This window comes from Bacteroides sp. (assembly GCF_029057325.1).
Classification (GTDB): Bacteria; Bacteroidota; Bacteroidia; order Bacteroidales; family Bacteroidaceae; genus Bacteroides.
The window spans coordinates 1-15,984 of the sequence record NZ_JAICZW010000059.1; the positions used below are offsets into that span (position 1 = coordinate 1).

Consider the following 15,984-nt stretch of genomic DNA (forward strand, 5'->3'; position numbering starts at 1 on the left):
GTCATAGCCAGAACAGCCATACCTGCCAATATATATTTTCCTATTGTCTTTCCATCGTTCTTTTACTTTTTTAGAATGTCAGATTAACACCAAATGAATATGTTCTCATAAAAGGATAAAGCATAACACCGTTTCCACGGGCAGCTTCCGGATCATACGGGCCTTTAATCTTCGTAAACTCAAACAGATTTTCGCCACTCACATAGATAGAAGCATTGGTCAAGAAGACTTTGCTAATCCACTGTTTCGGCAAATTCCATCCGAATGTCAGGTTTTTCATTCTCAAGTAAGAAGCATCCTGCAAATAACGGTCTGTCATCACAGCTCTGTTACGATTGTCCGTAGCACGTACAATGGGGAAGTAAGCGTTCGGATTCTCCGGAGTCCAAGAATCAGAGACATGCCACTTCTGTGCATTGTAATACTGCGTAGCTGCCGGCCAGAAAGCCTCATCGCTCAGCCAAGCATCACGCTTACCCACACCTTGCATGAATATATTCAGATAGAAGTCTTTATAAGTCAGGTTGGCTGTGATACCATATTGATAGCGCGGAGTGGTGTTACCAATAACTTTCAAGTCACCGTGATTATCCAATGTACGGGCGCCATCATCAATGACATCATCACCATTCTGATTCTTGAACTTGATATCACCGGCACCCCAAATTATGTTCTTAATGTCCTTCTGGCTATACCAGTTAGCAGCTTCTTCATCGCTCTGGAACAAACCTTCTGTCTCATAACCCCAGAGAGTACCAATCTTTTTACCAACATAGTAAGTATCAATAGACTTTGTCGGATTTTTGTATTTCGTCACCTCTGCTTGAGAATCGGACAACACAAAACCAAGTTCATATCCGAAATCCTTACCGATACGGTCTTTCCAGCTGATAGTGAACTCCCAACCACGAGTCTTCAACTCTGCCGAATTGGCAGGAGGAGCAGATGTTCCCAGTACATCAGGAAGAGTTTCTTTAATCAACATATCGGAAGTAGTACGTACATAGTAGTCGAAGCTGGTGTTCAAACGCTGATTGAAGAAGCTTGCATCCAAACCGACATTCACGGTAGATACTTTTTCCCAAGTCAAATCCGCACTAACTAAGTTTCCTGGATTGATTGTAGTGGCGTTTTCATTTCCAAAAGTCCACAGCGTGGAAGTACCGTTGCTCATAAACGGAATGTACGGATAATATTTGGTATTTCCACTCCAATCGTTCGAAGAAATCATCTGGTTACCCAGTACACCGTATGTGGCACGAATCTTCAAGTTGTCCAACCAAGAACGTGTACCTTCCATGAATTTCTCCTCACTGATACGCCATGCGCCTGAAACGGAGGGCAAGAACACGAAACGATTGTCTGATGGGAAACGGGAAGTACCGTCATAACGTCCGTTCACCTCCAACAGATAACGATCGTTATAGATGTAGTTCACACGGAAGAAACCACCGCGCAAAGCCCATTCATATCCATTCTGAGCTACAGTATGAATGCCTGAGCCAAGGCTTAACGAAGGCAAATTCTCATTCAGAATACCATCACGCCGTCCGCTGAAGGTTGAATAGCGAGTCAGCTCTTGATTGAAACCAATCATTGCCTTTACATAATGCTTCTCGGCAAACGTATTTTCATAATCCGTATAAGCATTGAATGAATAATAACTTGTATTATAGTTTGTCATCTTGTAATAGTTCGTACTTGTACGCCCGTAGGTTTCATTGAACTGACCGTCAAAGAACTTAATCGGCTTAGAGTGTTCCGAAGCTTTCTGATAATTCAAGTTATAGTTGAAGTCAACATGAGCCCCCCACCCCTTCAGGATTTTCAGGTCTGCGCTTGTTGTCAACCAAATATCATGCTTGTCAGACTTGTTACGTCCACCGTTCTTCATCAATGAATAAGCATTGTTCTCACTGTAAACGCCATCAAATTTATCCAGTTCCGGATAACGTGCGTCTTTCTGCCAAGCGTTGATAAAGTCCGTAGGCAATGAATAAATCACACGCTTCCACACATCCTTACCGTCATACGTATAAGGTTTGTCAGAAGTGCTATAGTTATACAAGGCCTTGAAACCCAACTTCAACCATTTCGTTGTCTGGTTTTCTACATTCAAGCGAGTATTCAGACGTTTAAAGTTATCATCACCCACCTTATACAACCCTTCCTGGTTCAAGTAACCTACAGAAGTATAGAAACGGGTCTTCTCGCTACCGCCAGAGATGTTCAAGTTGTGACGCTGTGTAGGAGCCACATTCTTCACCATCTTCTCCTTAAAATCTGAATAGCCGTAATAATACAACTGTCCGTCAATCACTTCATATTCAGGATTGTTTCTCGGGTCTGCCTCGTATGCTTTCATCTTGTCAATAGTTTCCTGCTTATATTTTGTAGGAACACTACCATTAATACAAGCCTGATTCATCCATTCTGCAAATTCAGACTGACTAGTGAGGAATTCCGGCATAATAGAAGGTTTTGCAAAAGAAAAGTTACCAGTATAGTTCACAGTCACCTTTTCTACCTTCTGGGGGCTCTTGGTAGTCACCAATATTACACCGAACGCAGCACGCACACCATAAATGGCAGATGCAGCGGCATCCTTCAACACTGTCACATTGGCAATATCATTGGGATTCACCAGATCGAGACTCATCTCTACACCATCTACCAGCACCAATGGGCTACCGCCGTTGATAGAAGTGGTACCACGCACGTTCAGCGAAGCCGCTTGTCCCGGTTCACCGCTCAGGTTGGTAATCTGCAAGTTAGGAATAGTTCCTTGCAATGCACTCGTCGGAGAAGTTATCGGACGAGATTCCAAAACTTTAGAATCAACTTGCCCGATAGAACCGGTCAAGTTCACCTTCTTCTGCGAACCGTAACCCACTACCACCACTTCTTCCAAAGCTTTGGCATCCTCACTCAGCTTTACATTGAAAGTTGTCTTTCCTGCCACCTTTATCTCCTGAGTCACATATCCAATAAAAGACACCTGCAACACAGCGTTCTCAGGCACATTGGTCAGCGTGAAATTACCATCCATATCGGTAATCACACCATTCGTTGTTCCTTTTACCAATACATTGGCACCCGGCACCGGACCGTAATTGTCCGTCACCACACCTTTCACTGTCTTTCCGTTCTGAGCCACAACCTGCACAGCATCTACACCCGAAAGGTTTTCACTACCTACCGGAATCGCCATCGCACTCGCACCCGAAAGCGTACAAAGTGCGCAGAACAGCGCTCCTCTTGAGAAATTAAAAGACACTTTTTTCATTCTTAATTAGATTAGTTAATGAATAATTGTTTGATAATACATGTTTTTCATGTTACCTTTGCCAACCATGCTCTCCGATCTGCTTCTTGCGATTCACATCTTTCTTCATGTTTAAAACAAAATTAACGCTGCAAAACTACCGCAATTATAATATCACGCTTTACTCTATCTGCTTTTTCTTTTACTCAAAATATGCAGAGCAATACAACACACTATAAAACAACAAATTAAGCATATCCTTTTTCATTCACACATCGTTCAAATCCTTTCGGGAGAGGATTAAAATACCAATAAAATGCCATACCTTTGCATGCACAAAATAGATATACATTATATAATATTATCATAAAAACAATCCAATGAAAAATCGTATTTTGAACCTTGCAGTTTTATTGTTTGCCTGGCTCGCCGCAAGCAGCCAGCTATGGGCGCAAACGGCTACCCCGAACGGCTCAAGCCATGAAAACAACGAATTCCAACAACTCATGCAGAAAATCAGACAGGACTTCGCCACCAATCCTCCGGCACAAGAGATAGAAGAAGCCCTGAAGACCTACAACGAAACCGACGGCTCTTTCAGCGACGTGGACTATGCCAGCATACAGCGCACCCTCTGGCCGCCGTTGCTGCACATTGACCGACTGTATGATTTCGCGTTCGCCTATACCACACCCGGCAACAAGTATTATGAAAACGAAGCACTCTTCGACAAGATAGTGAAAGGACTGGAATACTGGTACGAACGAAACCCGTGGTGCCACAACTGGTGGTACAACCAGATTGCCGAACCTCAGCGCATAGGCGTCATGCTGATACAGCTGCGCATCGGCAAGCAGCAGATTCCCGCCGAACTGGAGAGCAAGACCCTGGAGCGCATACGCAAAGACGGAGGCCACCCCGCCAAATGGACCGGAGCCAACCGCACGGACATCGCCCTGCACTGGATATACCGCGCCTGCCTCAGCGAGAACGAAGCAGACCTCACCCTGGCACTCGACAACGTCTATAACCCCATCGTCTATACCACCAAAGAGGGATTCCAGCACGACAACTGCTACTTCCAGCACGGACAGCAGCTCTACATCGGCGGATATGGCGACGAGATACTGAAAGGCATCACCCAAGTGGCGATGTACACCCAAGGCACCCGCTTCGCCATTCCCGAAGAGAAGCTCGCCCTGCTGAGCAAGTTCATGCGCGAGACCTATTACGCCACCATCCGGGGCCGCCACATGCTGTTCGACGTACTGGGACGTGGCGTAAGCCGCACCAACATACTCGACAAGTCGTACACGGCACTCTTCGCACGCCGTATGGCGCAACTGGACCCGGCACACGCCGACGAGTTCAAAGCCATCATCGCCCGACTGGAAGGAGAAAAGGAAGCCTCATACGCCCTCGTCCCGAAACACACGCACTACTACCGCGGCGACTACACCCTGCACATACGTCCGCACTACACTTTTGACGTACGCATGGTGTCAACCCGCACCATACGATGCGAATATGGCAACGGCGAAAACCTGAAGACCTACTTCATGTCCGACGGCTGCACCAACATCACCAACAACGGAGACGAATACTTCAACATCTTCCCCGTATGGAACTGGACGCGCATCCCTGGCACCACCGCCCCGCAACTCTCCCCCATCCCCATGGCACCCAACGACTGGCAGATGCCCGGCAGCTCCACCTTCGCGGGAGGCGTTTCGGACAGCCTCTACGGCGTATCGGCATACGCCTACAACGACACCCTGACAGGCGTACACACCGGTGCCCGCAAGGCCTGGTTCTTCTTCGACAACGAAGTGGTCTGCCTCGGCACGGACATCCACTCCACCGCAACAGCCGAAGTGAACACCACCGTCAACCAATGTCTGCTGGCACAGGACAAACAGGTACTGGTATGTTCAGGCAAGAGCGTCAACGGGCAGGAACAGGTTACAGCCGGCTACCGTTCTCCGCAATGGGTGCTCCACAACAACGTCGCCTACCTCTTCCCCAACGGCGGGCAGATCACCGTGTCCAAACAGACGCAAAGCGGCACGTGGCACGACATCAACCGCACCACCTCCAAAGACACCGTACGCCAAGATGTGTTCACCCTGAACTTTGAGCACGGCATGCAACCCGCAGGCGCCGACTATGCCTACATCGTGGTGCCGGGCAAACGTACAGCCGCCGAAGTGGAACAATACAGAAAGCACTGCCCCGTAAGCATCCTCAGCAACACACCCCGGATGCAGGTGGTACGCAACAAGGAACTGAAGCTGTGGGGAATGGTCTTCTACACCGCAGGCACGTTCAAGCACAAAGAACTTCAAGTGACCGTGGATCGTCCCTGCACCCTCCTCATCAAGGAAGACGGCACCCTGCACATTGCCGACCCGGGACAGACGCAGGAAGAAATCCAGGTGAGCCTCCGTCTTCCCGCACTGAGCAAGAAGACAACCACCCTGCACTGCGATTTCAAGAACAGCGGCATCCAAGCCGGGGCTACCAAAGCATACCGGCTCCATACGGATGCTGATTAAAAATGCACCACCACACCGCACATTATTGATAACAATCTATACCCAATCTTTTAAAGAATGAAGTGGATTTTACGGATTAATCAAAAAAAATCCATAAAATCCGCTTTATTCTTTAGTGCCTATAACAAGAGCGAACCTCACTCAGCGTAAACTACTTTTCTGATATTGAAGTCGGACATCTGGATGATATTTCCTCTAGTATCCCATCCGGTAATCCATAGTTTGAAATAATGGTAATTGAACATATTGGCAACACTACGTTCACTTCGTTGATATTGGCGGCAAGTACCTGATCCTCAAAAGCATGTCGAAATTTTCGCCGTCATTGCTACCCCAAATCGCTCTCCATCGCCTATATAATGCCCGTCAGCAATAGCCACATAGACATTGAACTTATTGAAGGCTCCATAGCGTGTGCCGCTGTCGGTACGAGAATAATTATTTAAATGATTGATTGGTTTATACTAAAACAAAGAAGCGCATCCTTCTCTCTATACAGATGCGCTTCTCCTTGGTAAGTATTAATCAAAATCAGCTATTACGGATTGGGGAGATCCATCGGTTCGATGTTATTCTCGGAACCGGCATAGCCCGGAGTCTGATTGATGTGTCCTTCCACGTTCGTGGCAATGGCCTTCTCGGCAATGGGCCACAGCACGTGATGCGGAGAGAGGGTGTATTCCAAACCGGCCTTGTTCTTCACGCCCTTGTTATAGAACTCGGTGCGATCCATGATACGGTTGTAAAAGTAGTTCTCCTTTGCGAAGTTGTCCATGCTGTAGGTGCGTCCCTTCTCGTCGGCCTTTCCGGTCTTGGCAAAGAGGAAGGCGATACGGGTCAGCTCGCACTTACGGGGCTCTTCGTAGAACAGCTCGCGTGCACGTTCATCCAGAATCTGACTGATATTCACCTCGCTGGCATCCAGCGGACGGGCGTTGGCACGTGTGCGCACTTTGTTCAGGTCTTGCGCAGCCAAGTCGGTCTTGCCCAGCCAAGTATAGGCTTCGGCACGCAACAGATAGGTTTCAGCCAGACGGAACACATACCAATCGGCCCAGCCGCCACGCCACCAACCGGCTTTCTGGTCGGGGATGTTCGACTTGTAGTGAGGCCAACCGCTCCAGGCACGGATGGTGTCCGGCGACAGGATAGTGCCGTCGTCGGCATACAGGCGGACGGTCTTGCCCAGCCAGCTCTTGTCCTTCATATCCGGGTTGTTGTACTTCAGGTCACTGATGTGCATCCAGTTGCCTTTCTTGTGGCGGTAGTCCGTATCGTCCAGTGTCCAGATGCTGTACTGGTGGTACCAAGTGGCGCGGAGTGTATTCAGGCCACGGCCGTATTCCACCAGGTAGGGATTCTTCTTCTCGTTGTTGTCGGCAAAGCCATTCTCGCCGGCAGGGGTTTTCAGCTGGTTGGCAGCCGAATACCAAGGAATAATCTGGCGCTTGATTTCCAGACCGGCAGCCGAGCGCATGTCACTACCTGCATCGTAACGGTCGATACTGATATAGAGCACTTCCTTGTTTTCGGGCAATGCCTTGTTGTCCGGTTGGTGCAAGTCCCATACGACGTCTTTTTCTACCAAGTCCTTGTCTACACCGAAACGTTCGGTCATCAGGTGATGAACACCGTCGCCTATCACTTCGCTGGCGGCAGCCACGGCAGCATCGAACTCACCCAACGCCAAGTCTATCTTGGCCAGCAGGTGGTAGGCGGCAGCCTTGGTCACCTGGCCGATGTACACATCGTTGGAGAGGAAGGGAGCGTAGGTCTCCAAGTCGTTCTTCAGGTAGCGCAGGATGGCTTCACGCTTGGTGGTGTTAAAGTCATAGCGCGGTCCCAGCACTTCGTGCACAATGAAGGGGACATCGCCGTATTGGTGAACCAAGCGGTAGTAGCGGAAGGCACGGTGGAAGGCGGCAAGCCCCAGCACTTCGTTCTTCTTTTTCTCGTCCATGTCCACATTCTGCGCACGGTCGAAGATGGTGTTGGCATCCTTGATACCCTTGTACAGATAGGTCCAGTAGTTATTAATCTGCGAGGCATTACCTGTCAGATTGGCGGACGGGGTAATCTGGCGTGTCAAGTCCACCGGGGCATTAGAAGCATCGGTACGTCCGTTCACACCCATCTCGGAGAAGAAGTACTCCGACAGGATGTCGGGGTCGGCAGAGCCGGCCGTGGGATAGAAATCGAAGTAACGTGCATCACGGTTCAGCATGTCGGTACTGGTCTTCAGTCCCTCGTAGGTGTTGAACGTATTTTCAGGAGTAAAGAAAGAGAGCGGCTTGGGGTCCAGCCAGTCGGAACAACCGGTGGCAGTGAACATCACCCCCAGCATGCCGGCATATCCTAATGTATGTTTTATCAAACTTTTCATGGTCTGTTGTTATTATAATGTCATGTTAATACCAAAAGTAACTGTTCTCGGGGTGTTGCTGTCCGAGTTTTCGGGGTCGTAGGCAGGCCATCCGGTAAAGTAACCCAGGTTCTTCACGGTCAGGTTCAGGCGCAACGCTTCCAGCTTCACGGGCTTCAACAGGTTCTTGGGGAAGCTGTAACCTAATGAGAGGTTGTCGATACGCATGAAGGAGGCCTTCTTATAGATACTGTAACCGATGCCGCTCGGGCTCTTAGCGGACAGACGCGGATAGTCGTTGATGGGGTTCTCCGCCGTCCAGTAGTCACGTTTAATCTGGTTTACCGTGTTCAGCAAGGCATTGTTGTTGGTAAAGCGGTCTTGCTTCTTGATGTGTCCCAAGTAGGAATACATACTGAAGGAGATGTCGAAGTTCTTGAAGAGCGTGAACTCGTTGCGCATGTTCCAACGTACCTTCGGAGTCGTATTGCCCAGGAACACTTTGTCATCGTTGCCATACTTATGGTTTCCGTCCTTGTCGTAAATCTTCGGGTCACCCGGAATCTGGCCGTACTTGGCAGCCTCTTCGCGTTCGTTCTCCTGCCATACGCCGATGAACTTGTAGCCCCACACTTCATCCAGTGCATGGTCTATGAAGTAACCGTTAGCAATATCGTCTGCCTCTCTCTGTCCGATTACGTTGCCGTTCTCATCTTTTACATCCTCCATGATGCCATACAGATGCTTGATAGTGTTCTTGTTGTAAGCCAGGTTGAAGGTAGTACGCCAAGTCAGCACATTGTTCTGGATGTTGGTAGAGTGCAATGAGAGTTCCACACCACGGTTCCACACCTCGCCGATATTGGCTTTCACGCTGGTGTAGCCGATGATGGTAGGCAACTGACGGTTGTTCAGCAGGTCGGTTGTGCTCTTGTGATAGACATCGATGCCTCCACCCAGGCGACCTCCCAATGTAGTAAAATCCAGACCGAGGTTGTAAGAGGTAGTCTTTTCCCATTTCAGGTGAGCGTTTGCCATGTTTTCGCAATAGAAGGTATTGGCGTTTATCAGTTCACCCGTCTTCTGGTCGATGTAGAGGTATTTCATGGCGCGCAGCTTCATCAGGGCGGCATATTCACCTACCGAACGGTTACCGTTTTCACCGTAAGAGAGGCGCAGCTTGGCATAGTCCAGCCAGCCGATGTTCAAGTTCTTGAAGAAAGGCTCTTCGGTGAAGACCCATCCCAATGCCACGGAAGGGAAGGTAGCCCACGGATTCTCTTGACCGAAAGCGGAATAACCGTCGCGGCGTACCGTGGCCGTCACCAGATAGCGGTCGGCGAAAGAGTAGTGCAGACGTGCCATCATGGCAGCGCCGGTGCGGTAAATGTCGTTGGAACCTACGTTGGGCACTGTACCGAAGTCAATGCCGTGGAATCCCAGGTTGTCGCTCGGCTGGAACGCTTCGTTTGTGGCTTGCGTTTTCCAGCGTTGGAACTTCTCCCAATTCAGCAATCCGGTGAAGTCCAGTGAGTGCTTGCCGAAGCTCTTGTTCCACTTCAACATGTTGTCCCACTGCCAGTAGAAGTCTTTCTGCGCCCAACGGTTAACGTAACCGCCTTGCGCACCCGAACCGGGATGGTCGGCATCCTTGTGGAACATGTAGTTCACCCACTCAAAACGCGGAGAGTAGGTAGTCTGCAAGGAAAAGCCCAGCGGCAAGTCCAGCTTCAGGTAGAGAGAAGCGTTCAGGTTTTCGTAATCCTTCTGCTTCTCGGTATAAGTCATGTTCAGCAAAGGATTGGTCGCATTGTTGTTAGAGTTCGGATAGTAAGTCAGGGTTCCGTCTTCATTGTACACATTTCCGTATGGTGAAAGCGTTGTACTCCATACAGCATACGGACCTCCATCATCACCAGCCATCTTGCCTTCGGCACGTGAAGTGAATTGAGCGTTTACGCCGTAGGTCAGGAAACCTTGTACCTTATTTTGCAAGTTCACACGAGCGCGGATAGCACTATATTCGCTACCGATGTTATTACTCTCATTCTTAAGGTAGTTAATAGAAGAATAATAGGACATCTCTCCCTTCTTGCCCGATACGCTCAGCGTATAGTCTTGGCGCAGTGCGGTTTGTTGTGTCAAGTCTCTCCAATCCACGGTGCGGCCTGCCATGTAGTTGTCTATCTCCACACTTTCCATTCTCAAACGAGTCAGCCATACCCGTGTGGGGTCGCCGGTATCAGAACCCATCCATTCCGCCAGTTCGGTATTGCTCATGTTGGCAGGGTTGTCAAAGTAACCGGTAGCAGCCTGTTCGTACTGCTGGCTCTTCATCACTGCCTGACGGAAGTTGACGAAGTCCTGTCCTTCATAGACCTCCGGGCTGGAGTGTACCATCGCCCATCCCCAGCTACCGTTGAAGTTGATGGTAGGCTTGTCGCCACCGCCCTTCTTGGTGGTAATCAGCACAACACCGTTGGCTGCCTGCGCACCGTAAACGGCTGTGGAACTGGCATCCTTCAACACGTCCACACGCTCAATGTCGTTCGGGTTGATGTCGGTCATCTGTCCGCTGAAAATCACACCGTCCAATACCAACAGCGGAGCGGTACTGGCAGCGATAGAGCCTTTACCGCGAATCAGCATCGAAGTGTTGCCTTTGGCATCCGTCTCCATACCTACCGAAAGACCGGCTACGCCCGTGCGGAGCATGTCTTGGATAGTCTGGCGTTGCTCTTTCTCCATGTCCGTACCCTTGATAGAGGCAACGGCACCGGTCAAATCGGACTTCTTCATCGTACCATAACCGACTACGACTACTTCTTGCAACATCTCGCTATCTTCCTTCAACACGATTTTCGCCGGAACGGCCTTCGCTTTGAAAGATTGCGGTGTGTAGCCAATAAAGGTAACTTGAATTTCAGACTTAGAGTTGACCGACAACTTGAAACGTCCGTCCAAATCGGTAATAACTCCATTCGTGGTGCCTACTTCAAGGACATTGGCACCAATAACCGGTTCTCCCAAGTTATCCACCACTTCTCCCGAAATGGTGAGCTTCCCGTCTTGAGCCGATAACGGCAAGCAAAGAACCAGCAACAATAAAACTACATACTTTCTCAGATTCATTGTTTACTTTAGACTTTAGATTAGGTTTTGAAAAAATTGTGTTAGTATTATATCTCTTCTTTTTTATATTTTACGTGTTCATATTTTACGCCTTTTTAAGGTGTTTTAAAATTTCAATCTGTATGCAAAATTAAACTGCAACACACAAGGCATATTACTATATTCACCTTTTCTCTTACTCAATCGAACAATCAGCAATAACAAAATGATTATCAATGCTATACTTCTACAAAAAAGAGAATAAGATTTTCCGTAAAAGAAATCTAAAACAAATTGGATAAAGCTTTTGGACACACAAGAAGAAGAAGTCATACAAAATATTCGTATCTTCGCCCACTAAATTAAACAATCAATACAATAGAGAAAATGGAAACAGTAGAAAACAAGTACATCACCGTGGCCTATAAGCTGTACACAATAGAAAACGGAGAGAAAGAGTTTACCGAAGAGGCGCCTGCCGAACACCCCTTCCAGTTTATCTCCGGACTGGGACTGACCCTTGAACCTTTCGAGGCACAGATAAAGGACTTGCAGGCCGGAGAGAAGTTCGATTTTACCATCCCTGCTGCCGAAGCATACGGCGAGTATGACGAAGACCACGTTATCGACCTTCCCAAAGAGATTTTCATCATTAATGGGAAGTTCGACAGTGAACGCATCGTCGAAGGCGCAGTGGTCCCTCTGATGACGAATGAAGGCCAGCACATCAACGGCAGTGTGGTCGAAGTGAAAGAAGATGTCGTAGTGATGGATATGAATCACCCGTTGGCCGGCTGCGACCTGAACTTTGTGGGCGAAGTAAAGACTAACCGTCCTGCCACCAACGAGGAAGTGTCCGAACTGCTACGTATGGCCAGCGGCGGTTGCGGATGCGGATGCGACAGCTGTGGCGGTGGAGATTGCGGCAGCGGATGCGGATGCGAAGGATGCAATTGAGAATTAAAGATTAAACCTCGGTTCTAATATCCAACCGAGGTTTAATTCTTTCAATTTTCCTTGCTTGTCATGATTTCAAGTACCAGCTTATCAGTTTCGTTCATGCCCTTGGAACCGATTCGGGTCAAGTTGCGGATACTTTGGTCTACATCTTCATCGATAATGCCTTCTACGGAGGTCACACAACGGTTTTCCATGGCCATGATGGCAGAAAGAACGGCGGTAGATACGCCAGTGGTGACTTTCAAGGCGCAACTGGGCTTGGCACCGTCGCAAATCATACCTGTCAGATTGGCAATCATATTCTGCACAGCATAGGACACCTGTTCGTAGCTCCCTCCCATCAGCCAGGTGATGCCGCAACTGGAACCGGTAGCAGCCACCACACAACCGCAAAGGGCGGACAAGCGCCCCAAGCTCTGCTTGATGTAGATGACCGTCAGATGGCTCAGCATCAGGGCACGGATAATCTCTTCTTCCGACTTACCGTTTTCCTCGGCATAAATCAAGACCGGCAACGTGGCGGATATGCCTTGGTTGCCACTTCCCGAATTACTCATCACCGGAATCATGGCACCTGCCATACGCGCGTCGCAAGCCCCGGAGGTATAAGAAAGAATGTGTGAAAAAACGCTGTCGCCCATCACCCGATGCTCGTAAGTGCCGCGAAGAATCTTTCCCAGACCATGCCCATAGTCGCCCTCGAAAGAGCGCTCGGCAGCGGCCTTGTTCAGACGGGCGGTTTCAAGGATAAAACGTATCTCTTCCAACGGGGCGGTCAACGCAAAATCATATACCTTCCGTAAGGTCAGGTCGAGTGCAGCCTCCTCTTTCTCGGCGCTTGCTGCGGCCTGCTTGTTTAGCAGCACTTCGCCGTTGCGCGCTATATATATAAAGGTAGTGTGTCCGCCGGCAATGATGGCGGTCGACTTCTCCTCTCCGGCTTCGCAACAGACCTCAATGTATAGTTTCTCCTCGATATGCTCTTTCAGCGATATGTGGATACGCTTTTCTTCGATGAAGCGTTTCCCCTCTTCCACAGCCTCCGGTGTACTCTCTTTCAGCACTTCCAGCTGGTATTCGGACTTGCCTATCAAGGCACCCAACGCCACAGCGATGGGCAACCCAATCATCCCTGTGCCGGGAATGCCTACCCCCATTGCGTTCTTCAGGATATTGGCACTCAAAAGCACCGTTATCTTCTGCGGACGCTTGCCCAATACTTCCGCGGCCTTAGCCACGCACAATGCCACGGCAATGGGCTCCGTACAGCCGATGGCCGGTATCACTTCCGATTTGACTAAAGCAATAATCTGTTGTCTTTCTGTCTCTTTCATAGCTCAAAGCATCTCTATTTTTCATGAATAAATTTAGGAGATACAAAGCTAACAATTTTATCTCTAACTCTTTCCTTTTATGGTATGGTTTTCGACGGATAAGAGAAGAAAAAACGCCCGGCGAGGCTCACAAGAGCTTGCCGGGCGTCCTCCCATAGCCTATGGGACTATCTTATTCGTTTCCTACCTGAGTCTTATCGAATTTCCGTAACAGAGTGTCGAAGGTCTGTTGCAGATTATTCATTCCGCCCACATGCATGGCATTGCGAGCAGCTTTTTCACTGTTCTCAGTTTTGAAGTTAATACCCAATGTAAATTCATCCGTATTGTTTTTCCAGATAGTTCCCAGGTCTTCAAATTTCTGAATACCCAGCAGCTTAGTAACAAAGCCCATCATCGGATTCTCCGCAGCCAGTTTATCGAATTCCTGTTGTAACATGGGCAGGAAAGAGATTACGATGTCCATGAAAGGTCTGGCCATCTCTTTGTCAATATAAAGATTGAGTACACCATTTTCAGCCGTGTATTTCAAAGGAACACCCGTCTTGAGCCATCCCAAAATAACGCGGACAGTCTTTACATCAATCGCGCTGAGGTCAACACCCGGAAGTAGTTGTCCCAACATGCCGACCATTTGCATCAACTGTTCGTCTGTAGCAGTTTCAAGGCTCCGGATAATTTCAAGAATAGGCGTTACATCAATGTTTTCGCCCTTGTCGGCCAGTGCCTGTTCGATGATACGGGCTACATTGGGGATCACATAGAAATAGCCATCTCTTACATACCAATAAACCAAATCCTTAGGAGATCTCTGCCAATCGCGAGGATAAATGTCTACGCTATAAGAACCCAACTTGGTCATCATCCACATAGTCGTTTCATCGTAATAATCTCCCATACCGGACTCTTCGAGGTATTTCTGTGTTTCCACCCATTCACCGGTAGTACCATCACGCATCATGGATGTATTGATGCCGGAATAATAGGCGGCAGTCAGGTTTCCATCAGCCTCAAGCGTAATATCCGAAAGCACTTCTCCAAGAATGTGAGAACCGAAAAGAGTACCCAAGTTAGCAAGTTGCTGTCCGTTCATCTGAGAGTCATCCAAAGCAGACCATACGAAATGTACGGCAGAAGTAGGCAGCATAACCGACTCCCAAGTATCATCATCGTAATATGCGATGTCAGTAGAAAGCTTCCATGTTCCGGCAAGTCCGCCCTGCAGAGCTTCCTTCAAGGTTGCTGTCAAGTTGAGCGACAGCACTTTGTTTTCACGTTTACCGGATACCTTTATGGTATAAAGCCCTGTTTCTGCTGTACCTTGGAAAGTATCATTGCTATAAGCGATGTTTTCCAGAATGGCTTCATCCTCTCCCGGTACTACCCCTTGGAGCAAGAAACTGGCATTATCACCAGCAGTAGCATCTACCACTACAGTCTTTCCGTTTTGTACTGTTCCGTTGTAAGTAAGAACAAGGGTTTCAGCAGCATAAGTTCCCAGACTAAGTCCAAGTCCTGAAGTCTTTATGTTAAGTGTAGCAGCACCCGTTTTGGCAATCGTTCCGTTCAGTTCCACAACGAGGAAAGGAGCCGGAGTCGCATCTACACGAGTGACAGGCTTTGTTACAAGCTCTTTCCTTCCGCTAAAAGCGAAACTACCGTCAGCTTGCGCTTCCATGACAACGTCAACCTGTACATCGCTATAACCATCAATCACATTCTTCAATCCTACCTGAGCGGCTTCAGAACTAATTGCCGTAAACGACACTTGGCCATCTGTAGCCTCCCCATTCAGTTCAATTTCTGTTTTGTCAGATACAAGCTCCCCTTTGGGCAAATCTTTCCAAGGCTCATCATCATCACTACAAGCCGTGAACAAACTCATTGAACAGATCAATGCAAACAAATAAAATAAATTCTTTTTCATACTTTTATGAGTACTTGTTTAGTTAATAAAAAGCTTCCTCAAGAAGCCATTAATCTCCTATTTTTAATTCAAGGTGCAAAGTAACACCTAAAAAAGAGACTGAGCAAGGTCTTTTCTAAAAAAAGAGTGTTCTTTTTTTAAGAAAGAGTCATAATACACCTGCAAACACCTGCCCCAAGGTTTGCATTCCTTCCTTTCATTGCACAGAAGCGAGTGTTTCGGGAAGTTGATTTTGTAGCCCAATTGCCCACAGGCATGAAAATGGCACTGGAACAATCGTCCCATTCCCACTGGATGTAAATATATTTCCCCTCACCTTTTCACAGCCGACACGTTCCGGTGAAAAAACGGCCTTTCCCCCTTTCTCTCCCGCTCCTCCCTATCCGCTCCCTGTCCCACCCCTACCAGGACCTATTCGGCTTCGGACGTTCTTCGGACAAACTCCACTCCCTAGGACCGAAGAATGTCCG

General features: G+C 48.4%; 7 protein-coding genes. 2 read left to right on the forward strand and 5 right to left on the reverse strand.

Annotated features, from left to right (window positions below; genetic code table 11):
• Positions 1-70: 70 nt before the first annotated feature.
• Positions 71-3,286: a TonB-dependent receptor gene (locus K2G43_RS04040; RefSeq protein WP_300153050.1), complete on the reverse strand. Its 3,216-nt coding sequence runs from the start codon at positions 3,284-3,286 to the stop codon at positions 71-73.
• Between the two features lie 359 nt (positions 3,287-3,645).
• Between K2G43_RS04040 and K2G43_RS04045 the strand changes: the two genes are divergently transcribed.
• The gene (locus K2G43_RS04045) at positions 3,646-5,820 is read left to right on the forward strand and encodes a polysaccharide lyase 8 family protein (protein ID WP_300153052.1); all 2,175 of its coding nucleotides are present in this window, start codon (positions 3,646-3,648) and stop codon (positions 5,818-5,820) included.
• A gap of 538 nt (positions 5,821-6,358) precedes the next feature.
• On the opposite strand, the gene K2G43_RS04050 is transcribed toward K2G43_RS04045, so the two are convergent.
• Positions 6,359-8,203, reverse strand: a complete 1,845-nt coding sequence (locus K2G43_RS04050) for a RagB/SusD family nutrient uptake outer membrane protein (protein ID WP_300153054.1) — start codon at positions 8,201-8,203, stop codon at positions 6,359-6,361.
• Positions 8,204-8,215: 12 nt separating this feature from the next.
• The gene (locus K2G43_RS04055) at positions 8,216-11,314 is read right to left on the reverse strand and encodes a SusC/RagA family TonB-linked outer membrane protein (protein ID WP_300153056.1); all 3,099 of its coding nucleotides are present in this window, start codon (positions 11,312-11,314) and stop codon (positions 8,216-8,218) included.
• A gap of 366 nt (positions 11,315-11,680) precedes the next feature.
• On the opposite strand from K2G43_RS04055, the gene K2G43_RS04060 reads away from it, so the two are divergent.
• The gene (locus K2G43_RS04060; RefSeq protein WP_300153057.1) at positions 11,681-12,250 is read left to right on the forward strand and encodes an FKBP-type peptidyl-prolyl cis-trans isomerase; all 570 of its coding nucleotides are present in this window, start codon (positions 11,681-11,683) and stop codon (positions 12,248-12,250) included.
• Between the two features lie 50 nt (positions 12,251-12,300).
• Here K2G43_RS04060 and K2G43_RS04065 read toward each other — a convergent pair whose 3' ends face one another.
• Together K2G43_RS04065 and K2G43_RS04070 are read right to left on the reverse strand one after the other, a co-directional pair.
• Positions 12,301-13,587 (reverse strand): L-serine ammonia-lyase, iron-sulfur-dependent, subunit alpha, encoded by a 1,287-nt coding sequence (locus tag K2G43_RS04065; RefSeq protein ID WP_300153059.1) that lies wholly within the window; start codon positions 13,585-13,587, stop codon positions 12,301-12,303.
• Positions 13,588-13,759: 172 nt separating this feature from the next.
• The gene (locus tag K2G43_RS04070; RefSeq protein WP_300153061.1) at positions 13,760-15,514 is read right to left on the reverse strand and encodes a DUF4925 domain-containing protein; all 1,755 of its coding nucleotides are present in this window, start codon (positions 15,512-15,514) and stop codon (positions 13,760-13,762) included.
• Positions 15,515-15,984: the final 470 nt, after the last annotated feature.

Excerpts from the sequence above, each read along its gene's own strand:
- K2G43_RS04040 (WP_300153050.1), bottom strand. The coding sequence starts at position 3,286 with ATGAAAAAAGTGTCTTTTAATTTCTCAAGAGGAGCGCTGTTCTGCGCA.
- K2G43_RS04045 (WP_300153052.1), top strand. The coding sequence starts at position 3,646 with ATGAAAAATCGTATTTTGAACCTTGCAGTTTTATTGTTTGCCTGGCTC.
- K2G43_RS04050 (WP_300153054.1), bottom strand. The coding sequence starts at position 8,203 with ATGAAAAGTTTGATAAAACATACATTAGGATATGCCGGCATGCTGGGG.
- K2G43_RS04055 (WP_300153056.1), bottom strand. The coding sequence starts at position 11,314 with ATGAATCTGAGAAAGTATGTAGTTTTATTGTTGCTGGTTCTTTGCTTG.
- K2G43_RS04060 (WP_300153057.1), top strand. The coding sequence starts at position 11,681 with ATGGAAACAGTAGAAAACAAGTACATCACCGTGGCCTATAAGCTGTAC.
- K2G43_RS04065 (WP_300153059.1), bottom strand. The coding sequence starts at position 13,587 with ATGAAAGAGACAGAAAGACAACAGATTATTGCTTTAGTCAAATCGGAA.
- K2G43_RS04070 (WP_300153061.1), bottom strand. The coding sequence starts at position 15,514 with ATGAAAAAGAATTTATTTTATTTGTTTGCATTGATCTGTTCAATGAGT.